This is a genomic window from Aeromonas sp. Y289-2, from assembly GCF_027705925.1.
Taxonomy (GTDB): domain Bacteria; phylum Pseudomonadota; class Gammaproteobacteria; order Enterobacterales; family Aeromonadaceae; genus Aeromonas; species Aeromonas veronii.
This window is the reverse complement of sequence record NZ_JAPDCH010000001.1, coordinates 592,263-613,266: the sequence shown is the minus strand read 5'-3', so window position 1 is coordinate 613,266 and position 21,004 is coordinate 592,263. Positions and strand designations below refer to the sequence as shown.

Annotated in this window: 16 protein-coding genes; 6 read left to right on the top strand and 10 right to left on the bottom strand. The window is 58.7% G+C overall.

Annotation, left to right across the window (positions count from 1 at the left end; all coding sequences use genetic code 11):
• Positions 1-61: 61 nt before the first annotated feature.
• Positions 62-1,030 carry a nucleoside hydrolase gene (locus OKC43_RS02670; protein WP_270803819.1) on the top strand — a complete coding sequence of 323 codons (969 nt, stop codon included), beginning with the start codon at positions 62-64 and terminating at the stop codon, positions 1,028-1,030.
• Positions 1,031-1,136: 106 nt separating this feature from the next.
• Positions 1,137-1,472 (top strand): DUF3634 family protein, encoded by a 336-nt coding sequence (locus tag OKC43_RS02665; protein WP_005353195.1) that lies wholly within the window; start codon positions 1,137-1,139, stop codon positions 1,470-1,472.
• Between the two features lie 89 nt (positions 1,473-1,561).
• Here OKC43_RS02665 and OKC43_RS02660 read toward each other — a convergent pair whose 3' ends face one another.
• On the bottom strand, positions 1,562-2,767 hold the full coding sequence (locus tag OKC43_RS02660; protein ID WP_270803818.1) for a cytochrome c: 1,206 nt from the start codon (positions 2,765-2,767) through the stop codon (positions 1,562-1,564).
• The gene (locus tag OKC43_RS02655; RefSeq protein ID WP_019446634.1) at positions 2,764-4,689 is read right to left on the bottom strand and encodes an NAD(P)-binding protein; all 1,926 of its coding nucleotides are present in this window, start codon (positions 4,687-4,689) and stop codon (positions 2,764-2,766) included. The genes OKC43_RS02660 and OKC43_RS02655 overlap by 4 nt, the downstream gene beginning before the upstream one ends.
• 366 nt (positions 4,690-5,055) lie before the next feature.
• Here OKC43_RS02655 and OKC43_RS02650 point away from each other — a divergent pair, with 366 nt between their 5' ends.
• Positions 5,056-5,430, top strand: coding sequence for a DUF805 domain-containing protein (locus tag OKC43_RS02650; RefSeq protein WP_216948900.1), 375 nt, complete (start codon positions 5,056-5,058; stop codon positions 5,428-5,430).
• 82 nt (positions 5,431-5,512) lie between these two features.
• On the opposite strand, the gene OKC43_RS02645 is transcribed toward OKC43_RS02650, so the two are convergent.
• From OKC43_RS02645 to manA, 5 genes are all read right to left on the bottom strand, one after another.
• Complete coding sequence (locus OKC43_RS02645; protein ID WP_270803817.1) at positions 5,513-6,616, bottom strand: ElyC/SanA/YdcF family protein; 1,104 nt, start codon at positions 6,614-6,616, stop codon at positions 5,513-5,515.
• Between the two features lie 299 nt (positions 6,617-6,915).
• Complete coding sequence (locus tag OKC43_RS02640; RefSeq protein WP_179902086.1) at positions 6,916-7,668, bottom strand: DNA/RNA non-specific endonuclease; 753 nt, start codon at positions 7,666-7,668, stop codon at positions 6,916-6,918.
• A gap of 233 nt (positions 7,669-7,901) precedes the next feature.
• Entirely contained in the window at positions 7,902-9,794 is a 1,893-nt protein-coding gene (locus tag OKC43_RS02635) for a PTS fructose transporter subunit EIIC (RefSeq protein ID WP_270803816.1), read from the bottom strand.
• Positions 9,795-10,317: 523 nt separating this feature from the next.
• Positions 10,318-11,958, bottom strand: coding sequence for a methyl-accepting chemotaxis protein (locus OKC43_RS02630; protein WP_270803815.1), 1,641 nt, complete (start codon positions 11,956-11,958; stop codon positions 10,318-10,320).
• 863 nt (positions 11,959-12,821) lie between these two features.
• Positions 12,822-14,021, bottom strand: coding sequence for a mannose-6-phosphate isomerase, class I (gene manA / locus OKC43_RS02625; protein ID WP_270803814.1), 1,200 nt, complete (start codon positions 14,019-14,021; stop codon positions 12,822-12,824).
• Positions 14,022-14,150: 129 nt separating this feature from the next.
• On the opposite strand from manA, the gene OKC43_RS02620 reads away from it, so the two are divergent.
• Together OKC43_RS02620 and icd are read left to right on the top strand one after the other, a co-directional pair.
• Positions 14,151-15,026, top strand: coding sequence for a helix-turn-helix transcriptional regulator (locus OKC43_RS02620; RefSeq protein WP_005361632.1), 876 nt, complete (start codon positions 14,151-14,153; stop codon positions 15,024-15,026).
• 156 nt (positions 15,027-15,182) lie between these two features.
• The gene (gene icd, locus OKC43_RS02615) at positions 15,183-16,436 is read left to right on the top strand and encodes an NADP-dependent isocitrate dehydrogenase (protein WP_270803813.1); all 1,254 of its coding nucleotides are present in this window, start codon (positions 15,183-15,185) and stop codon (positions 16,434-16,436) included.
• Positions 16,437-16,508: 72 nt separating this feature from the next.
• Here icd and OKC43_RS02610 read toward each other — a convergent pair whose 3' ends face one another.
• The 3 genes from OKC43_RS02610 to dsdX form a co-directional block, all read right to left on the bottom strand.
• Positions 16,509-16,685, bottom strand: a complete 177-nt coding sequence (locus OKC43_RS02610; RefSeq protein ID WP_005337712.1) for a hypothetical protein — start codon at positions 16,683-16,685, stop codon at positions 16,509-16,511.
• A 308-nt stretch (positions 16,686-16,993) separates the two neighbouring features.
• Complete coding sequence (locus tag OKC43_RS02605) at positions 16,994-18,325, bottom strand: D-serine ammonia-lyase (protein ID WP_270803812.1); 1,332 nt, start codon at positions 18,323-18,325, stop codon at positions 16,994-16,996.
• A 16-nt stretch (positions 18,326-18,341) separates the two neighbouring features.
• The gene (dsdX, locus tag OKC43_RS02600) at positions 18,342-19,679 is read right to left on the bottom strand and encodes a D-serine transporter DsdX (protein WP_270803811.1); all 1,338 of its coding nucleotides are present in this window, start codon (positions 19,677-19,679) and stop codon (positions 18,342-18,344) included.
• A 223-nt stretch (positions 19,680-19,902) separates the two neighbouring features.
• On the opposite strand from dsdX, the gene dsdC reads away from it, so the two are divergent.
• Complete coding sequence (gene dsdC / locus OKC43_RS02595; RefSeq protein ID WP_270803810.1) at positions 19,903-20,847, top strand: DNA-binding transcriptional regulator DsdC; 945 nt, start codon at positions 19,903-19,905, stop codon at positions 20,845-20,847.
• Positions 20,848-21,004 lie beyond the last annotated feature (157 nt).

Genomic DNA, 21,004 nt, shown 5'->3' with positions numbered 1-21,004 from the left:
GGGCCGTCAGCCGGGTAGACTCTCCCTTTTGTCGCAGGGTTTGTCACCGTAGGAATTTCTCATGACCCATAAAATCATTCTGGATACCGACCCGGGTATCGACGATGCCATGGCCATCCTGTTTGCCGAGGCCCACCCCGCCATCGAGCTGCTCGCCATCACCACTGTTTTTGGTAACGCCACCATCGACAATGGCACCCGCAACGCCCTCTGGCTCAAGCAGAAGTACGGCATGAAGGCGGATGTGGCCAAAGGTGCTGCCGCCCCGCTGCAGCGCGAGCCGGTCGGCCCCACCACCATAGTCCACGGCCCGAGCGGCTTTGGCGACATGGAGGCGGGGGAGGTGACTATCGCTCCGGATCCCCGCCCCGCCTGGCAATATATTGTCGAGGCGGTGAAAGCCGCGCCGGGGGAGATCAGCCTGGTCACTATCGGCCCGCTGACCAATCTGGCGCTGGCGCTACAACAGGCGCCCGAGATTGTCTCGCTGGTGAAACAGGTAGTGGTGATGGGGGGCGCGTTTGGCGTCAACGGCCATCGCGGCAACGTCACTCCCTATGCCGAGGCCAATATTCACGACGATCCCGATGCCGCCGACCGGGTCTTTACCGCCGACTGGCCGGTGGTGATCATCGGGCTGGATGTGACCCAGCAGAGCTTCTTCGGCAGCGCCTATCTGGATGAACTCAGGGACAAGGCGGGGGAGCCGGGCCGCTTCCTGTGGGATGTCAGCCGCTTCTATCTGCGCTTCTACTCCGAGAAGCTGGGGCTCTCCGGTTGCCACGTTCACGATCCGTCCGCCATCGCCTATGTGATTGATCCGACCCTCTTTACCCTGCGCGAGGGACCGGTACGGGTCATCACCAGCGGCCCGGCCATCGGCCACACCCTGCAAAAGTTCGATGGCAAACGCCACTCCCACGATGATTGGGCAGCCTATCGTCCGCAGCAGGTCGGGGTGGCGGTGCGCGATGAAGCCTTGCTGGCGCTCTATCGCGAGACGCTGGTGGGCTGGGGCAAGTATTGCTGAGCAAAGAGGCGCTATTACGTTGAGGCGGGGGCTGTGATCGGCGCCAAACAATCGGAACGCTCGGCCGCTTATACTGCCTTATATCAAGAGCTTGGGAGGGATGAAGATGGCCTGGATTTCCTTGATAGTGGCGATAGCCCTGATCTGGTGGTTGATGAAGCTGGGGCGTGGTGCCCTGTTCGAGATCCGCCTTGCCCCCGGCAAGGTAGTGGTCAAGCAGGGCAAGGTGTCACCCGCCTTTATTGAGCATGCCAAGCAGATCCTGCGCCACGACACGGTGCGCGGTCGCATTGTGGGGCAGCGCGATGGCGATGGCGTCAAGCTGATCTTCTCCCGCTCCATCCCCGAGCCGGTGGCCCAGCGTTTTCGCAATATCTTCCCCTATGGCGATTACCGCCAGCCAACGGCGCCACTGCCGGGGCCAAAATCCCGCAAGGGATAAGCACCGGAACCTGGTTCATCAATAGCAAACGGGCCTCCAGTGGAGGCCCGTTTTCTTATGGCACTTGGTCAAGAGAGAGCTGACAGCCCTTACTCCTTGCCGTGCAGCTCGCGCTGGGCCTTGACCGCTGCCGCCTTGACGGCGGTGCCTTCATTGCCCCAGGAGGCGCGCAGGGTGTTGACCAGCTCGGCGATCCGCTCGTCATCCATGGTCCAGCCATAGCCCGGCATGTGGTAACCCAGATGGCCGTGGGTGACCGGTGTTTCGGCGCCGTGCAGCAACACGTTGATCAGGCTCGACGGATCGCTCGCCAGCACGGTGCGGTTGTTGACCAGCGAGGGGATGACGTGGTCATTGCCCTGGCCGTTGGCCCCGTGACAGGTGGAGCAGTACATGGCGTAGTCCGCCTTGCCGCTGGCACTGGCGTAGGCGCGGGCCCCTTTCTCCGCCACCGGTTCATCTTTCAGATCGGTGAGATAGGTGGCTATGCTGGCCAGATCGGCGTCGCTGAAATACTGGCTGCTGTGAGTGATCACTTCCCCCATGGGGCCCGCGACCGCTTCATGCTGGCTGCGGCCGGTTTTCAGCAGGTCGATCAGCGCCTGCTTGCTGTATCGGCTGCCGCGAATATCGGGGGCATACCAGCCATCCAGCGCCGCACCGCTCAGGTAGACGGGATCCGCCTCGGTCAGCGCTTTCTCCTGCATGCCAAACCCGCGCGGAGTGTGGCAGCTGCCGCAGTGACCGGCTCCCTGCACCAGATAGGCGCCACGGTTCCACTCTTCGCTTTTGCCTGCGACCGGGGTGAAGCGGCTGTCATCGTGGTAGATCCAGTTCCAGCCCATCAGCGGCCAGCGCATGTTGAGGGGCCAGGGGATGTCGCTCTCCTTGTTGGCGATGGCCAGCGGCTGTACCTCCTTCATCAGATAGTGATAGAGATCTTCGAGATCTTTATCGCTCATCTTGGCGTAGGCGGTGTAGGGCATGGCCGGATAGAGGCGATGGCCATCGCGGGCCACCCCTTCGCGCATCACCTTGATGAACTCCGGCAGGCTGTAGTTGCCGATACCGTGGGTCTTGTCGGGGGTGATGTTGGTGGCAAATACGGTACCGATGGGGGTCGGGAACCCTTTGCCGCCCGCCAGCGGCTTGCTGGTTTCGCTGGTGTGACAGGCGGCGCAATCGCCCAGCTTGGCCACGTATTCGCCTGCCGACATGGCGGGGGCTGCGTTGGCGGCAAGGGCGGGCAGGGCCAGCAGCAGGGCGCTGGCGGTCAGTGACAGGGCGCGGCTCATTGGGCACCTCCCTTGCTCATGGCAACCAGCTCGTTGACGGCGCGCCACGCTTCGTCGATGGCGGCGTGGGCGTAGGGGCTCCAGCCTGCATCCGAGTTGGCGATGGTGATGTTGCCGATCGGCTGGCGACCCAGTTCAATCCATTTTTCGCACTGCGCTTCGTCATCAAACAGGGTGTTGGTGACATAGGAGTAACCGTGAGACCAGCGGTTGACCGTGATGGCGAGGATATCCTGCTCATGGTTGAAACCGGCGCTGCCGAGCATCCCCTGCAACTGCTCGCGGATCATCTGCTCATGCTGCTCGAACGGCATGCCGAGGATCATGGCGCGCCCCTTGCGGGACTGTTCGCGTGCCGAGAGGCCGCTGCCCGGCAGGGTCGGCACATAGACCATGTGCAGGCACATCGGCTGATCCGGGCTCTTGGGATGCTCGTAGCCACCCATGCTGACCGGATAGTCGAGCTTGACCCGGCTGTAGGGTGCGGCGGGGGAGTAGACCTCGTGTACCCCCAGCTTGACGAAAGCTTGCCAGTTCTTGATCACCACTTTGGTGTAGACCAGCGGCGCCTTGGCATTCTGGCGCAGCGCCTCCTTCTGGGGCTCCGGCATCTCGGGCACCATGTAGGGGATCATCATGTTGTAGCCAGCCATGATCGACTGCTTGGCCCGCACCCGGTGCAGTTTCCCCTCCTTGATGTAGGTGACATCCACCGCCAGCTTGCCGTCGGCGAGGCGCACGTTTTTGGCCTGCAACGCCGTGCTGCCAAGGCGCAGTTGCACCTTGTGCTCAGGCAGGTCGAGTTTGCTGTAGTCAAACTTGGCCAGCACCACATCCTGCATGGTGTGACCCGGCGCCACCTGCGGAATGAGCTTGCGTACCATCAGGCGGGTGAGACCGGCGTTGCCATCAGGGAAGTGGAAGATGTAGGGATCGTCCAGCTCCGCCTGCTCCTCGGCATCCAGCGGCGTCAGATTGAGGCCGTCGAACCCCGGCAAGGCGCAGAGGCGCGCATCAGCGCAGGCGGTGGCGTCGATGCCGACCGCCTGGAAGTCGTTGGTGCGCTGCTGGAAGTAAGTGATCGCCCGCTCGCTGAGGCCCACTTTATCGCGCAGGAAGGTGGTGTAGCTGTTGCGAGTCACCCACTCATCCTGCTGCTCGCGGGTCATGCCGCTCAGGTAGTCGATCTTCGATTCGTGCAGGGCCAACAGGGCGGCTTTGTCGGCATCATCGAGGGGGAAGTCACCGATAAACTCTGCCAGCGGACGGCCGTTCAGGCGATCGCGGGGGATATCGTCCGCCACGTTGTGACCCGGATCCCCGTTCACTATCTTGTTGACGCCAAAGTGCTTCTCGTCGAAATAGACGCCGCGGCTGAGCCCCAGATCCGGATAGAAGGTCTGCTGGAAACCGGCGGCCAGCTCGTCGATGTTGACCTCCAGCGCCTTGAGCAGACCGAGCGCCACCGGGCTGTAGACCGAACGCGGTGATTGCAGGGACTCACTGCCGCCGTAACCCAGACGCAGGCCATCGGGGGTGGTGAACTCGTTGCGCTTGGCGTGGCCGCCAAAGTCGTCGTGGTTGTCGAGCAGCAGGATCTTTTTATCCGCGCCGAGCAGTTGCTGATAGAAGCAGGCGGCGGCCAGACCGCTGATCCCGGCGCCGACGATCACCAGATCGTATTCTCCCTCTAGGGGAATATTGGCAAAATCATACTGCTTGCCGTCACGGGCGATGCTGTGGGCCGGTTCGAAAGAGCCCGGGTGGTTGCCGCGCAGGCCGGTGAGGGCGGGCGGGTAGGCCAGGGTTTTATCCGCCAGCGCGCTGCCGCCTTCGGCAGCCTTGAGCAGATTGATGGGGGCGACGCCTGCCGCAATGGTGATGGCAACGCCGTTGAGAAAATCTCTGCGTGTAATACTCATGGCTATCCCTGTGTTAGGAGAAGTAATGAATAAGTGGATTCATTATGGGAGGGAGACACAGATCCTGTTCAGGATTGGGCGCCGAATCTACCGCTATCCTCACGCTGAGTCCATACGATTGCTAATGGATTATTAAGCACCATTTTCCTGCTTGTGACGAGAGTGATGCGCTGATGGGGGTGATTTGCTCTGTTGCAGGGCAAATTATCTTCCGGCTCGGTCGGTCAATGATTGCCGCAGCTGATTAGTTTGGGAGGCGTTCGGGCATCATTGTCGACTCGGGGGGATGATCGCGCTAAGCTCTTAACTACTTGTTTTATCGACTCTCTTTTTATTCATAGGCATAAAGGCCACTCAGGAGGCGCAATGAACTGGTATATCTCGGTCCTCAAGCAATATGCGGTATTCAGCGGGCGGGCCCATCGCACCGAATACTGGATGTTTGTGCTGTGCAACGTCATCGTCATGCTGTTGCTCGGCATGGTGGACAAGCTGATCGGCGGCGACAATGAGCTGATAAGCTCCATCTATTCGCTAGCGGTGCTGCTGCCATCGCTGGCGGTGGCGGCCCGTCGCCTGCACGATACCGATCGCAGCGCTTGGTGGCTGCTGCTCGGGCTTATCCCCATTATCGGTACTCTGGTGCTTATCTACTTTATGGTCTGCAATGGCCAGCAGGGACCAAACCGCTTCGGTGATGATCCCAAAGCGGCCCCCTCACAGGGCTTTATCGTCAGCTAACGGGCGCGGCTTGGCCAATCATCGGTCAATAAAAAGAGAGGGAGGCATCACGCCTCCCTATTTTTTTCGTTTTGATTGTCGATCAACGCTCGATCAGCGGGGCGGAGCGGTAGCTCCACATGCCGTAGGTGCGCAGGGCGTCGCGGTAGATGCCGAGCAGCTCGCTCTCGCTCGGGGTGGCCAGCTCCTCGAGGGGTTTGTCGGGGTAGCTGACGCTCGCCACCTTGATGTTGGCCGGGCCAATCTGGTCGCAGGCGATTTCCAGCACCGTCTGGCCGCGGCGCACATGGCTGGCGGAGCTCACCAGCACCGCATAGTCAATCTGGTGGCGGGCGAGGGCATAGGCGCTGTAGAGGGCGTTATCCACCGTGCTGGTGGCGTAGTTCTCTTCAATCAGGCGGCTGCGGTCGATGCCGTGGTTGGCCAGCCAGTCGGCCATCAGCTTGCCCTCGGTCTGGCGGTTCTGGGGCACGCCGCCGGTCAGGATGATCAGCGCTTCCGGATCGGCTTTGGCCAGCTCAAGGGTGGTTTGCAGGCGGCCCAGCAGGATCTTGTCCATGCTGCCGTCAGGGTTGAGGGCGTAGCCCAGGGTGACGATGGCGCGCTTGCCCTCCTTGGTGGCCTTGACCTGATCCCCGGTCAGTTCGGTCTGCAGCGGGGCGGCGGTGATCCGCTGTACCCGGGCGATGATCTCCTCCAGATCGGCGGCGCGGCCACTGTTGCGATCCGCCACTTTCGCCAGATAGCTGCGGGAGGCATCCTTGTTGCCCTTCACCAGCTGCCAGATGGCGAGATAGCTGTTGATGTCGAGATCATCGGGGGCGACGGCCTGCGCCTGCTCCAGCAAGGTGATGGCGCGGCTCAGGTTGCCGTTGTAGATCTGGGCGTTGGCAGCCGAGATGAGCAGGTCGGTGCGGTAGGGTTCAAGCTGGTAGGCGGCCAGCAGCCGCTCGGTCACCAGCTCCATATTGCTCGGCATCTTGGCGGTAAAACCGGCGTGGGAGATCTTGGCTGGCGACTTGTAGATCTGCAGCGCTTCGCCGAGCAGCATGTCCACCGCCTGGCGTTTGCTGACCAGGGTATTGAGGTCGTGCTCCATCTGCATCGAGCTCTCGGCCGCTTGCAGGGCGAGGGGCGAGAGCGCCAGCAGGCTGCTGAGGGTGAGGGCAAGAAGGGTCTGTTTCATCAAAAGGTCCTCTGTCGGGCTGAATCGCGCCGTGGCGCAGCGGCTTGTGGGCCGATGGGATAAGGCAAATGTGCGTCAATTCAGTCTGTTAGTGCCAAAGAGGGGCAATATACCAGTTAACGGTGCGGCAAACTGTGAGTCGGGGCGGGTCGTCGGGTTATGCCACACCTGTGGCCGCAAAAGTGGCCGCAACGGGTCAGCAGCCATCTGAAAAGGGCAGGGGGAGCGTGACTCCCCCTCCCTCTGTTGCGATGCAAGACAGATGGCGTCTCAATCCATCTGTTGGCGAGTGTTCGCGCTCAGTTCCACATCGGGGAGACGCGGGCTTCCAGCGTCTCTTGCTGCTCTTCGGGCATATCGCTGAAGAAGTTGAGCTGGGTCTGCTCCTCCACCTCGCGTACCGAGACCCGGTAGTTGGCGATCTGGCTGATGGGCACCTCTTCCTGCGGCATGATAAAGGCGATGGCCTGCAGTCTGGCCGGGTCCATCACGATCTTGTAGTAGGCACTCGGGATCGCCACACCCTGACCGATGGACTCTTCAGAGCCGGTAAAGATGGGGCCGGTGATCACCTGCACATCCTTGCGGGAGACCGCCCACTTGTTCACCTTGTCCTCCAGCACGCGCCACGCCTTCTGGTTGAGCACCCCGATCTGAGGTGTCATGTTGCTCAGCAGGAAGCTCTCTTTCATGGTGTTCTTGTTCGATTTCATGTCCCCCGCCGGGGCCTGATGGCCACGGTCGTAGCCCGAGCCCTTGTAGTCGGAGAGGGTGGCGCGGTAGGCGACCGGGATCTCCCTGTCCTCGGCGAAGGCATCCTTGCGCGGCACTGTGCCCTGTGCGCTCTGGGCGGTCATCCGGTAGGATACCCAGTCTGCCACCTTGTAGTCGTAGTTGTAGCCGACGGCATACCCTTCACGGCAGAGCTTCTGATCCGATTCGGAGGGGAGGCCAAAGCGCACGTGCTCACCGCACTCCCAATGGGCGGCCAGCAAGGGGGTGGCAGTGAGGGTGAGGGTAACAGCCAGAACCAATTTATTGATTTTTATCATTTTTGTGATGCTCCAGTTTAGTAGGCGGAGCCATTTGACATGAGATCTGACCAGCGCTTCAATTGCTGTTTTTTTACACGTCACCGTTCTGTGACGGCTCGCCAAGATCCGTGATGTGACTGGTTAATATGTTTTAAATCAGTGGCTTGGTCGGTGGGATGATGTGCGGTTGCTCGACAGACAACGAAAAGGGGCCCGTGATGGGCCCCTTGTACTGGTTGGTCTGACTGCTATCAGGCGGCGTTTGCCTTGTTGCCCGGCGTGCGGGCCAGCAGTGCTTCCGGATTGTGGATCGCCTCCTTGGTCTTCACGTCGATGACCTCGATATCGGTGAAGCGCTCGCGGTTCTTGATCGCCACGTCGTGGGCGAAGATGACGCAGCGTGCGTTGGCGACATCCTTGGCGGTGATGCGGTTGATGATGCCGTTGGCGCCCTGGGTCTCGACCTTGATCTTGATCCCCTGCTTGGCGGCAGCCTTCTGCAGGCTCTTGGCGGCGAGGAAGGTGTGGGCAACGCCAGACGGGCAAGCAGTGATGGCCAGTACGTCCGCTTCCCCTTCCGCTTCAATGACTTCGAAGCTGGTTTGGGTGGTAGTGACGTCATCTTCTTCGCTCACCGGCTTCTTCAGCAGGTTGACGATGATGGCGGTGGTCAGGGCGCCGAGGATGGTACCCAGGATGTAGCCCATCTTGCCTTCAACAACCGGCAGGACAATCCAGCCGCCCCAGGGTGCGTGGTTGATACTGTGCATCATGAAGCCGGTGATGTTGCCGACGATGCCGCCTGCGACGATGGCCGGGATAACGCGCATGGGGTCAGCAGCGGCGAACGGGATGGCACCTTCACTGATACCGATCATGCCCATGATGGCGGCAGCTTTACCGGATTCACGCTCTTCTTTCTTGTAACGCTTCGGAGACATGAAGGTCGCCAGCGCCATACCCAGCGGCGGTACACAGATGGCGATACCGACGCCGCCCATCAGCCAGGGCTGGGTGTTGACCTGAGTCTGGGCAAACAGGGTAGCAACCTTGTTGACCGGGCCGCCCATATCGAAGGCGGTCATACCACCCAGAATGGCACCCAGCATCACTTTACCTGAGCCCGCCATGCTGGAGAGCCAGTGGTTCATCCCTTCCATCATGGCGGCGATCGGGGCACCGATCCCCCACATCACGATGCCGCACACCAGGAAGGTACCGATCAGCGGATAGATGAAGATCGAACCAAGGGAGGTCATGGAGTCAGGCAGCCTGATCCGTTTGAGCTGATTGACCACGAAACCTGCGATAAAGCCCACCAGAATGGCGCCAAGGAAACCGGTTTGATAGTGCTGAACGGCAATCCAGGAGCCGATCATGCCCGGGGCCAGGCCCGGCTTGTCAGCCAGCGAGTAGGCGATGTAGCCACCCAGTACGGCAGTAAACAGAGTCAGACCGGCGATACCCATGGTGGCCATGTCTTTAAGGAAGCCCGCTTCCGGCACGGCGCCCTTGCCGCTCATCATCACCGACAGTGACAGCAGCACACCGCCCGCCACGATGAAGGGGATCATGTGGGAAGTACCAAACAGCAGGTGCTGCTTCATGGTATTGAGGCGATCCTTGAAGGTACGCTCTTCGGGGGCCGCCGGGGCAGTGGCTGCCGGTTTGGCGGCTGGCGCCGGTTTTTCCGCTTTCGGGCCTTGCTTGAGCAGCGTCAGGGCTTGCTCGACGGTAGTGGCCGCCTTCATCTGCTCGATAAAGCCCGGCTCCAGCAGACGGGTAGATAGCTCGGCCAGCACTTCGATGTGGTGGTTGGCGCCGCCATCCGGGGAGGCGATCATGAAGATCAGCTGGGTCGGCTTGCCATCTTCGGCGCCGTATTCGATACCTTGGCGGCTGACACCGATGGCAATGGCCGGACGAGTGACCGCCTTGCTCTTGGCGTGGGGCAGGGCGACACCCTGCTCGAAGCCGGTGCAGTCCAGCTGCTCGCGGGCCCAGATATCCTTGACGAATTGCTGTTGATCAGACACGGCGCCATCGCGCGCCAGCATCTGTGCCATCTCGTCGAATAGAGCCTCCTTGCTGGTGGCCTTCAACTCCAGGCAGATTAGTCTGCCGTTGGTCATGGTGGGTAACATATTACTCTCCTGGCTCCGTTGCCGAGCCGCATGATGGGGGGAACAATTGACCTGGATATTGTTCTCCCGTTGGCGCGGTGCCGAAATCGGACAAATGTGCCGTTTACTGGATTTTTGTGCTGTGCAAGTCGTCATGTGACCCAGCTCGCATATCATCATGAAAGCCAACTCATACCGATGTTTTTATTTTTTTTAATAAAAACAATTAATTATGAATGTGCCTTGCTACTTGCATGAGTGCGTCGAAAAGGTTTTGCCTTCGGAGGTATGGAGATTTGTGTGCTACTTTGAGGGCGGAAAATGTGAAGGTGCTGGCAAAACGCGTTGAGAGAACAATCAGAAAGAGGGAGAGCAGCTCTTGATGTGAGTTAATCCATCTACTGATCACTTGTTATGTTCATCATCGGTGTCCTTGGGTTTTGCATGAGCCCTTATTTAACAAAGCCCGCCACTTTTATGGATGGCGGGCTGTTTAGTGCTTCAGCCTTATTGAGCTGATTAATGAGGGGAGGAGAATCGGGCGTTATGTCCGAAACTTGCGTACAACCTCCTGCAGTTGTGTTGCCAACAGGTTGAGGTCGTTGCAAGCCTGAGCCATTTGTTTGGCGCCGGTCGCCACTTCTTCCGAGGCATTGCTGATGTTGACTACATTGCGATTGAGCTCCTCGCTTACCGCCCCCTGCTCTTCAGTTGCGGTGGCAATCTGAATATTCATGTGGGAGATACTGTTAACCGAGCTGCTTATTTCGGCAATAGAGGCTCCCGCTTCGCGAGCTGTGTGTACCGTCTCGGACATCATATCCTGACTCTGTTGCATAGTGACGCCCGCTTCGTTAGCACGCTGCTGCAGTTCGGAGATGATGTGGTTGATCTGGGAAGTGGAGTCTTGGGTTCGTTTGGCCAGAGTGCGGACTTCATCTGCTACCACGGCGAAACCACGACCTTGTTCACCGGCTCGGGCTGCCTCGATTGCCGCATTCAGTGCCAGCAGGTTGGTTTGCTCGGCAATCCCCTGAATGACTTCAAGCACCATGCCGATATTTCGGCTGTCATCACCTAGCTGGCGGATCACCAGAGCAGTCTCTTCGATGGCGGTAGCCACCTTTTCAATCCTGCCGATTGAGTCATTGACGGTTTCACTGCCTTGTGCGGCTGTGTCGCTGGCCGACGTCGCTGCGCTGGCGGCGTCGTTGGTGTTGCGGGCCACCTCCTGTACCGTGGCTTGCATCTCGTTCATGGCTGTGGCCAGCTGATTGAGCTCATGCTGCTGGGCGCCCATGTTGTTGGCCGATTGCTGTGCCACCGCGCTGATCTCTTCGGCGGCCGCGCCCAACTGCACCACCGATCCGGAGACCTCGTTGACCAGCATGCGCAGATTGGATTGCATCTCGTTGAACCCCTGAGCCAGCTTACCCAGCTCGTCATGGGAGAATTGCTTCATGTCGAGTTGGCTGGTGAGGTTGCCTGCCGCCACCTGGCGGGTCTGCTCCAGCAGGGTCATCACTGGATTGCGGATCTGCCGGATCAGCAGCCAGGCCACAATAACGACGAACAGCAAGGTTAGCGCACCGACTGTAGTGCTCAGCAGTTTTGCCCGTTCATAGGAAGCCTCACTCTGCTTGGTCAGCAGGTTGGCAACCCGATCGTTCTCCTTGCGAAGCTCCAGACCATCCTGTCCTGCCTGCTCGAGGGCTGCGCGGGATTCGTTTTTGATCAGCGACTGCATCTTGGCAATATCTCCCTGCCGTATGGCTGTTTCCAAGTCACCATGGGCTGAAAAATATTTGGCTGCTGCAGTTTTCAGCTCTGCAAACATGTTGCGATCTCGCTCCGACACAAAAGGCATTGATCCATACCGTTGCTCGGCGGCCATGTACTGACTCTTTGCCGCTTCGAAAGACTGTGTGCTGCTGTTGAGGGAGTCGGGATCCTTGCCCAGTGCATCTATCACCATGTTCAGTTCGGCACGGCGCGCGTCCAGCAAGGACACATGCATCTGGCTGGATGCCCGGATGGAGGGCACGATATTATCGCTGACCTCACTGGCGTCACGGTAAATATTGGAGAGTTGTAAAGTGGCAAACCAGGCAAAACCCAGCATCAACAAAGCGAGAGTGGTAAACGCCATGATCAGCTTTTGCCCAATTGTCATTTTTGTCAGCATATATCCTCTTTTATCTATTTTTGTCAGGGGATCTTTGTGTGAAATTTATAGCGGCGAATAGATGTGATACCTTAAAAATAAATCAAATAAAAGAGATCTTAATCACAGAGGGTATTTAAGGTCTATTTCTTTACTGCAATGAGGTTTGGCTGGCATATCAAGAAATAAATATCAAATCTCTCATTATTCTGCCTTTAAATTGATTGGATTGTCAGTTAATGCGGCCTGGCTTTTTTACGGATTACGTCAATTTAAAGTAGAGTTAAAAATAAATCTGTTTATATATCAGTGTGTTAATGTTGATTTCTTATGCTGTTATTCTCAGCAAAGATCGAATGGTCTGCTTGGAATTAAATTATAGAACGACTAAAGAATAGGGCCGCATCTCGAAAATTCAAAAGAGATCCCTTTCGTTTGCATTATTAATGGTTCTGTATGACTACGGCTGCTAAACGTTTACAGACCGAATGATGATGGCCTGGGAAAGGTTTAATGGCGATGCATCTATGTGCTGTTTTAGCTTTCATCAGGGGGTGAAAATAGTAGAGAGTAGAGTTGTTATTTTTATTGCCTCCATTTTTTCGGATACTCAGAGTGTCGCCGTTGCTTGTGCAGGCTGGAATTTTCTTCGTATCAGCAAACCCAGTCATCTGCATCAGGGTAGCGCCAAGCTTGGGCGACAAACCTGTGGAGCTGGTTGTGGGCAGGATGCAGTCAGGGATGGACTTCAGAGCGAGATGCCTGAAGGAAGGTAGGCATAAGAGAGCAGTAGAGATACAGACGGACTTGACTGGTAGGCCATATTGCTCTGTTGGGAGGGGGAGGCATATTCCCCCTCCAACGAGAGTCGGCTCTTATGCTGATTAGCAGCGGTTGCCGGCGCGGGCGACCCGCCCTTCGGCCAGCAGTTGATAACTGCCAGTCGCTGCAGGAATAAAGGCCGATTGCCCCTTTTCCAGACGCAGTGACTGTTCGCCTTGCTTGAGGGTCACTGTGTCATCGATGGCAAACAGGATCTCGGCGCTGGCAGTGGTGAGCTGATGCTCGCCAGCCGGGTAGACGCTGAAAGTGAAGTCAGGTACCGGCACGTCGAAGTGCTGTACCGCGCCATCACAGCGGGGGGACAGCAGGATCTGGTCGTCCGGCTTGGGCAAGCAGCGGGTGCAATCCAAAAGCTCTGCCACGTCGATGTATTTGGGGGTGAGACCGGCGCGCAGCACGTTGTCGGAGTTGGCCATGATCTCGAGACCCGTGCCGCGTACATAGGCGTGCGGGGTGCAGGCATCGAGGAACATCGCCTGACCGGGCTCAAGCGTCACCACGTTCAACAGCAGCGGCGAGAAGAGTCCCACATCTCCCGGGTACTGGGCCGCCAGACTGGTGATGAGGGCAAACGTCTCCTCATCCTGATGCTCGTTAGCAAAGACCAGCAGCCCTTCCAACGCCTCCTCCTTGCGCGCCCCTTCCAGTACCAGCAGCTGGTGGAAGAAGTGCTGCAGGCCCGCTTCATTCTGGCTGGCGGCAAGGGCTGCGGTCAGATCGGTGATGGCCGCCAGATTGACCCGCTCGAACAGTGCCAGAATGGCGGGAATGGCGCGAAAGCCGTTCATTGCCTGATAGGGGGTGAGGGCAAAGACCAGCTCGGGCTTGTGGTTCGGGTCCTTGTAGTTGCGATTGCTCGCCTTGATATCGATGCCTGCGGCCTCCTCTTTGGCAAAGCCCGCTTCGGCCTGAGCCTTGCTCGGGTGCACCTGAATGGAGAGAGCCTTCTCGGCACACAACACCTTGAACAGGAACGGCAGGCTGCCAAAACGGGCGAAGGTGGCCTCACCCAGCGCGGCGGCCGGAGCCTTGTCGATCACCGAAGAGAGCTTTTGCACACTGCCCGCCAGCGTCACCTCGGAGCAGCCGTTGGGGTGAGCTCCCATCCAGAGCTCGGCCTGGGGTTTGCCTTGCGGGTTGGGAATGCCAAACAGGGTGGTGAGGGAGTCATGACTTCCCCAGTCATAGCCTTGAATCGGGTTTTGCATCAACAGAAAGGAGGGCAGATCGCTACTGCTCATAAGGGACGCCTCGTCTAGTTTGAAGAAAATCGGGTGCAGAAAAGGGTGGCATTACTGCTGTGGACCGGACTATAACATGGGCGGTCGCGCGCGCCGCAACCGCTTGCCTCTCTCTTGATCAGGATCACCATGTCTCTCATCTTCAGCCAACTGCTCGACGGAGCCCTGAGCGAACAGGTTCCATTTGACCAAATCTGGTTTGCCAGTGAACAGGGGGTGCCACCCAGTTTCAGCTATCAGGTCAACTTTCCCCGCCTCGAGCTGGTCTTTAGCGGCGAGTATCTCAACCAGATCTGGGACAGGGAGGAGGGGGTCAGAGAGATCAGCGTGTTACCAGGGCAGGCGCTCTATATCCCTCCCAACGGCTGGAACAAGCCGCTCTGGACCACCGACTGCTCGGTGCTGAGCCTGCTGTTTGGCAAACGCCAGCTGGGGTTCAGCCTGGTGAGCAAGCGCAGGGAAGATCCGGACTTTTTCGATGTGCAAAAGCACAGCATCATGGCGCGGGCGGGCCATGTGATCGAACACATTTTGGCGGCGCTGAACGTACTGACCGAGGATCCTGGTCGCTCCCCCACCGATGATCACCTGCTGCAGGCCCTGCTGGCGAGTGCCCGTCAGCTGTTGCTGGAGTCCGCCACGGATCGGCCACGGGGGGCAGAGCTCTTTCACGGGATCTGCATCTATATCCAGGAGAACTTTCACCGTCCCATCACCCGTGACTCCATCGCCCATCGTTTCAACGTCTCGGCCAGCCATCTCTCTCACCTGTTCCGCGAGCAGGGTCATATGCGCCTTGCCGATTACATCAGCTGGGTGCGGATCGATCGGGCCAAATTCATGCTGAAAAAGTACCGCTTTCGTCTTGAAGAGGTGGCCAGTCGCTGCGGTTACAGTGACGTGAACTACTTCTGCCGGGTGTTCAAACAGAAGACCGGCTTGACCCCTTCCCAGTACCGCTCCCTGAGTCAGCCGCAGGCGGCGGCCAGCGAGCTGGAAGGATAACGGGGCGGGGTCGGAGAGGCGTGGTGACGGCGCACTGGCGGGTGGCTACCTCTTTGGTCTGACATGCTTTCTTGTCGTTTTATTATGAAAATGAATGGGCTAAGATGGCCGCGCGCAACAAACAAGTTGATAACAAACGGAAGTTAGGAGATGCCGATGGAAAGCAAAGTAGTAATCCCGACCCAAGGTCAGAAAATCACAGTCGATGCCAACGGCAAGCTGCAGGTTCCCAACCATCCGATCATTCCGTTTATTGAAGGGGATGGCATCGGTGTTGACGTAACCCCGGCCATGTTGAATGTGGTGAATGCTGCGGTCGAGAAAGCCTACAAGGGCGAGCGCAAGATCGCCTGGATGGAGATCTATACCGGCGAGAAGTCGACTCATGTTTATGGTGAAGGTGCCTGGCTGCCGGCCGAAACCCTGAATTTCATTCGTGAATATTGCGTGGCCATCAAGGGCCCGCTGACCACGCCGGTCGGTGGCGGTATTCGCTCCCTCAACGTAGCCCTGCGTCAGGAGCTGGATCTCTACATCTGCCTGCGCCCGGTGCGTTACTACGACGGCACCCCGAGCCCGGTGAAGCGTCCTGATCTGACCGACATGGTGATCTTCCGCGAGAACGCCGAAGACATCTACGCCGGTATCGAGTGGAAGGCCGACAGCGTTGAAGCGAACAAGGTGATCGCCTTCCTGCAAAACGAAATGGGCGTGAAGAAAATTCGCTTCCCCGAGTCCTGCGGGATCGGCATCAAGCCGATGTCCAAAGCCGGTACCGAGCGTCTGGTGCGTGCCGCTATCGAGTATGCCATCGACAATGATCGCGACTCAGTGACTCTGGTGCACAAGGGCAACATCATGAAGTTCACCGAAGGTGCCTTCAAGGATTGGGGTTATGCTCTGGCCCAGAACGAGTACGGTGCCCAGCTGATTGACGGCGGCCCCTGGTGCTCCTTCAAGAACCCGAAAACCGGCAAGATCATCGTCATCAAGGATGTCATCGCCGATGCCTTCCTGCAGCAGATCCTGCTGCGCCCGGCCGAGTATGACGTCATCGCCTGTATGAACCTCAACGGCGACTACATCTCCGACGCGCTGGCCGCTCAGGTAGGCGGTATCGGTATCGCGCCGGGTGCCAACATCGGTGACGGCGTTGCCCTGTTCGAAGCGACCCACGGCACTGCACCTAAGTATGCCGGTCAGGACAAGGTCAACCCGGGCTCCCTCATCCTCTCCGCCGAGATGATGCTGCGCCACATGGGCTGGGTCGAAGCGGCCGATCTCATCATCAAGGGGATGGAAGCGGCGATCCGCAACAAGACCGTCACCTATGACTTCGAGCGTCTGATGGAAGGGGCCACCCTGCGCTCCTGCTCCCAGTTTGCTCAGGACATGATCGAGCAGATGTAATCTGCTGCTTGCCAGAAACGCAAAACCGGCGCCATGTGCGCCGGTTTTTTTATCGCGAAAGAGTGAAGGGGCTTATTGCGCCTGCTCTACGTGTTGCTGATAGCGTTGCTGCCATTTGCTGGTTTCTGCTTCATCACCCTGGGCCTTCCAGAAGGCGCAGATGGTGTTGGCAAGTTCCGAAGCCATCGCGTGATCTCCGTCACGTCGACTCATCAGATAATCTCCCAGCCAGCTTTGATATTGTTTCATTACCCGATCTCCTTATCTCATGTGCCCTTGAGGGTGCCCACCTTGACGGGAGCCTGTCGGCTCATCCTGGGGGGAACATCATCAGGCATGATGGTGCAAAGTCACGACCCGGGCAGAGAGCCCGATGGGCAATCTGGCGGCGAACGTGACGCGAGATGTCAAAAAATGAGCGCCATTTTAGCACAAACTGACCAACTTGGGGAAATTGTCGCCATGGGCTACGACAGAACAGCCCCATCCCCTTGTTCCCAAAACAGAAAACCCGCCGTGATGGCGGGTTGATTTGCAGATAAATGTGGCGAAAAAGCCTAGATCTTGGCGCTGGCCAGGTACTTTGCCATCTCTTCGTCGGGCACCATGCCACCGCCGGTGGCCCACACCAGATGGGTGGCCTGTGCCATGGTTGCGGCATCGCAACCGTGCCCGGTTAGCCACTCGGGATTGGCTGCCACCCGCCACGGGCCGGCCATACCCGCCAGGGCTGACGGTTCGAGTGTGATCTGCTCATCGCGCGCCAGCAGTCCCAGCAGGTCATACATCTCCTGATCGCTCAGGGTGTAGAAGCCCGCCAGCAGCCGCTCCATGGCGCGGCCGACGAAGCCGGAGGCGCGACCTACCGCGAGGCCGTCGGCTGCGGTGAGGTTATCGATGCCCAGATCCTGCACCGCAATGGCATCGTGCAATCCTGTGTGGACCCCCAGCAACATGCAGGGGGAGTGAGTGGGCTCGGCGAAGAAGCAGTGGACGTTGTCTCCGAACGCGAGCTTGAGACCAAAGGCCACGCCGCCCGGGCCGCCACCCACGCCGCAAGGCAGGTGGACAAACAGCGGGTGGTCGGTATCCACCTTGATACCCATCTCGTCGAACTGCGCTTTCACCCGCTCGCCCGCCACCGAATAGCCGAGGAACAGGGTGCGGGAGTTCTCATCATCGATAAAGAAGCAGTTGGGGTCGCGCTCGGCCTCTTTGCGCCCTTGTTCCACCGCCACCCCGTAATCCTCGGCATATTCGACCACGATGACGCCGTGTTCACGCAGCTTGCGCTTCTTCCACTCCCGCGCATCGGCTGACATGTGAACGGTGACGGTAAAGCCGAGCTTGGCGCTCATGATGCCGATAGACATGCCGAGGTTGCCGGTGGAGCCCACTGCGATGCTGTACTGGCTGAAGAATTGGCGAAACTCGTCGCTGAACAGTTTTCGGTAGTCATCCTCTTCCCGCAGCAGACCAGCCTTGATCGCCAACTGTTCGGCGTGAGTCAGCACCTCGTAGATACCGCCACGGGCCTTGATGGAGCCTGAGATGGGCAGGTGGCTGTCTTTTTTCAGCAGCAGTTGACCGGTGACCTCGACCCCGTAGCGCTGGTTGAGCGTAGCCTGCATCGCCGGAATAGCGGCGATCTCGGACTCCAGAATACCGTTGCTGGTGCGGGTCTCGGGGAAGGCTTCGCACATATAGGGGGCGAAGCGGGCCAAGCGGGCGGAAGCGTCCGCCACATTGTTGTTATCGAGCCCCACATAGGGCAGACCGGCAGCCAGAGTGGTGGTGTTGGGGTTGAACCAGGTGACTGGCTCAAGCGCGATCAGGGATTGCACCAGTGGAAATTGCGCTGTGAGCTGTTGGACGTCGATGTTTTTCATAGTGTTCTCGGTCTTGTTACACGATAAAGGAGAGCAGGAAAGTACCGGCCAGCGCCATCAGGGAGGCGACCAAGGTGGCGGTGGTGTAGTACTTGAGCGTTTCGTTCAGGGTGGCGCCGCAATACTGCTTGACCAGCCAGAACAGAGAGTCAGTCACCATGGTGCAGCCAATAGCACCGGAGCCGATGGCCAGGGTCATGATCTCCGGGCTGATATCCGGGTAGTGCGCCATGATGGGGGAGACGATGGCGGTGGCGCCCATCATGGCGACGGTGGCGGAGCCCACAGCGGCGTGCAGCACGATGGCCACCAGCCAGGCGAGCAGAATGGGGTGCATATCCAGCTGGGAGAGGATAGTGGCCAGACTATCGCCCAGCCCGCTTGCCTTGAGCACGCCGTTGAAGGCGCCGCCCGCTCCGATAATGAGCAGGATATTGGCGATGGAGGAGAAGCACTCCTCGGTCTTGTTGAGCAGCCCTTCCATCTTCATCTGCTGGCGGATCCCCAGCACGTAGTAGGCGGTGAAGGCGGCGATAAACATGGCGGTGATGGGGTTGCCGATAAACTCCAGCAGGGTGTAGAGGTGGCTGGCGTGCCCCATATTGAGCTCGGCGACCGTCTTGGCCAGCATCAGCAGGATGGGCAGCAGCACGGTAAAGAGCGAGGCGCTTAAGGTCGGGAGAGTGGCCTCATCGCGGGCCTTGATGTCGGCAAAGGCTGCGGGCACCTCCTTGAACGGGAGCCGGTTACCCAGCAGTTTGAGGAACAGCGGGCCGCCGATAAGCGAGGCAAACAGGCCGACCGCCAGACCATAGACGATGACAGAATCCACATCGGCGCCCAGCTGATTGGTGACGTAGAGGGCTGCCGGGTGGGGCGGCACTATGCAGTGCACGGCCATCAGGGCGGTGCAGAGCGGAATGGCCAGCTTGAGCAGCGAGGTGTTGGTCTTGCGGGCGATGGAGAAGGCCAGCGGGATCAGCAGCACTACCCCCACTTCGACAAACAGGGTGATGCCGCACACCAGACCCACCAGCACCATGATGACCTGAGGCGAAAGCCAGCGGCATCTCTGCAGTGCGAGACCGATGCGCTCCGCCGCCCCTGACGCCTCCATCATCTTGCCGAGTATGGTGCCAAGACCGATGACGGCGGCGAGAAAGCCGAGCGTGCCGCCAATGCCCTCTTCCATGGCGCTGACCATCTTGAGGGGCTCCATCCCCATCAGGGTGCCGACATAGAAGCTCGCCAGCAGCAGGGCAAGGAAAGGATGAACCTTGCCCTTCACTATGGTGACCACGATAAGAACGATGCTACTTAGCAAGGTAGCGATGACCCATACCTCTGAACTCATACTGCGCCTCGACATCTGTTGTGTGTGATTGTTTATGCGCTTATTGAATGAAAATGAGGCGGGGCTGACAAATGATGAAATCGACCACTTGGATGAAATGAGATGATGCAAAGGCGCTACATTGGTCACAATTTATCGAAATCACACTCTTTGGGTCTTTGGGGTTCATCCTGAAGGTGGCCTGTGGGTGTATCATCGGCGGCCATTGCGAAGAGGGGGATGAATGTATAACGGGGATAATTACATATCGCGCAACAAGCTGCTGAGTGGCTACCAGCTGGCCAAGCTGCACACCTTCGAGGCGGCCGCCCGCCACGGATCTTTTGCCATGGCAGCTGATGAATTGTCGCTGAGTCCCAGTGCCGTGAGCCACCGGATCAGCGCGCTGGAAGAGGAGCTGGGGTTCAAACTCTTTGAGCGTTTTCACCGCAAGGTGGTACTGACGGCGGATGGGCAGCGGGTGTTCTGGGCGCTCAAATCTTCGCTGGAGTTCATCAATCAGGAGATCCTGGAGATCAAGAATCAGGAGCTCTCCGGTACCCTGACCATCTATTCGCGTCCCTCCATCGCCCAGTGCTGGCTGGTGCCCAGGTTGGCTGATTTCTCCCGCCTGCATCCGCAGATCGAGCTCAATATCATCACCGGCAACGAGAACATCAACCTGCATGGTTATGGCATCAATTTGACCCTCTATTTCGATGAGAAGAGCCCGGAGCGGCTTGCCATCCACCCGCTGATGGATGAGTTCATGCTGCCGGTCTGCAGCCCGGAATATGCCGAGCAGCACGGGCTTGTCGGCAATCCCGCCAACTTGTCCTTGTGCCGGCTGCTCCATGATCGGCAGGCATGGGGATTTGACTCGGATACCGATGAATGGAGCTGCTGGGCTCGCCACGCCGGGGTCAGCCTCGAGGCATGCCAGCTGAGCATGGGTTTTGATCGCTCGGATCTCGCCATCATCGCCGCCATGAATCACGCCGGGATCGCCATGGGGCGCAAGAATCTGGTGAGCAAGCGACTGGCACGCAACGAGCTGGTGGCCCCTTTTGCCGGGCTGGAGGTCAAGTGCGAGCAGCGTTATTACATGGCGACCCTGCCCAATCGGGCGTGTCCCAAGATCCAGGCCTTTATCGACTGGGCACAGGAAATGGCTGCCGAGATGGAATGAACAGAGGCCGGTGCGCAAGAGCAAAATGAAGATGGTAAAGCGCGAGTGAACGAAGGTAGCGGTTTAACGTAGCGGGAAAATTGGGGGAGAGGGGTTGGCTGATGGTGGTTGGTCGCGAGTGGCCTTGCTGCCAACACCGGGTGGCTGGCAGCAAGGC

What these genes read in the sequence shown, in the direction of transcription:
- OKC43_RS02670 (WP_270803819.1), top strand. Translation starts at nt 62, where the DNA reads ATGACCCATAAAATCATTCTGGATACCGACCCGGGTATCGACGATGCC.
- OKC43_RS02665 (WP_005353195.1), top strand. Translation starts at nt 1,137, where the DNA reads ATGGCCTGGATTTCCTTGATAGTGGCGATAGCCCTGATCTGGTGGTTG.
- OKC43_RS02660 (WP_270803818.1), bottom strand. Translation starts at nt 2,767, where the DNA reads ATGAGCCGCGCCCTGTCACTGACCGCCAGCGCCCTGCTGCTGGCCCTG.
- OKC43_RS02655 (WP_019446634.1), bottom strand. Translation starts at nt 4,689, where the DNA reads ATGAGTATTACACGCAGAGATTTTCTCAACGGCGTTGCCATCACCATT.
- OKC43_RS02650 (WP_216948900.1), top strand. Translation starts at nt 5,056, where the DNA reads ATGAACTGGTATATCTCGGTCCTCAAGCAATATGCGGTATTCAGCGGG.
- OKC43_RS02645 (WP_270803817.1), bottom strand. Translation starts at nt 6,616, where the DNA reads ATGAAACAGACCCTTCTTGCCCTCACCCTCAGCAGCCTGCTGGCGCTC.
- OKC43_RS02640 (WP_179902086.1), bottom strand. Translation starts at nt 7,668, where the DNA reads ATGATAAAAATCAATAAATTGGTTCTGGCTGTTACCCTCACCCTCACT.
- OKC43_RS02635 (WP_270803816.1), bottom strand. Translation starts at nt 9,794, where the DNA reads ATGTTACCCACCATGACCAACGGCAGACTAATCTGCCTGGAGTTGAAG.
- OKC43_RS02630 (WP_270803815.1), bottom strand. Translation starts at nt 11,958, where the DNA reads ATGCTGACAAAAATGACAATTGGGCAAAAGCTGATCATGGCGTTTACC.
- manA (WP_270803814.1), bottom strand. Translation starts at nt 14,021, where the DNA reads ATGAGCAGTAGCGATCTGCCCTCCTTTCTGTTGATGCAAAACCCGATT.
- OKC43_RS02620 (WP_005361632.1), top strand. Translation starts at nt 14,151, where the DNA reads ATGTCTCTCATCTTCAGCCAACTGCTCGACGGAGCCCTGAGCGAACAG.
- icd (WP_270803813.1), top strand. Translation starts at nt 15,183, where the DNA reads ATGGAAAGCAAAGTAGTAATCCCGACCCAAGGTCAGAAAATCACAGTC.
- OKC43_RS02610 (WP_005337712.1), bottom strand. Translation starts at nt 16,685, where the DNA reads ATGAAACAATATCAAAGCTGGCTGGGAGATTATCTGATGAGTCGACGT.
- OKC43_RS02605 (WP_270803812.1), bottom strand. Translation starts at nt 18,325, where the DNA reads ATGAAAAACATCGACGTCCAACAGCTCACAGCGCAATTTCCACTGGTG.
- dsdX (WP_270803811.1), bottom strand. Translation starts at nt 19,679, where the DNA reads ATGAGTTCAGAGGTATGGGTCATCGCTACCTTGCTAAGTAGCATCGTT.
- dsdC (WP_270803810.1), top strand. Translation starts at nt 19,903, where the DNA reads ATGTATAACGGGGATAATTACATATCGCGCAACAAGCTGCTGAGTGGC.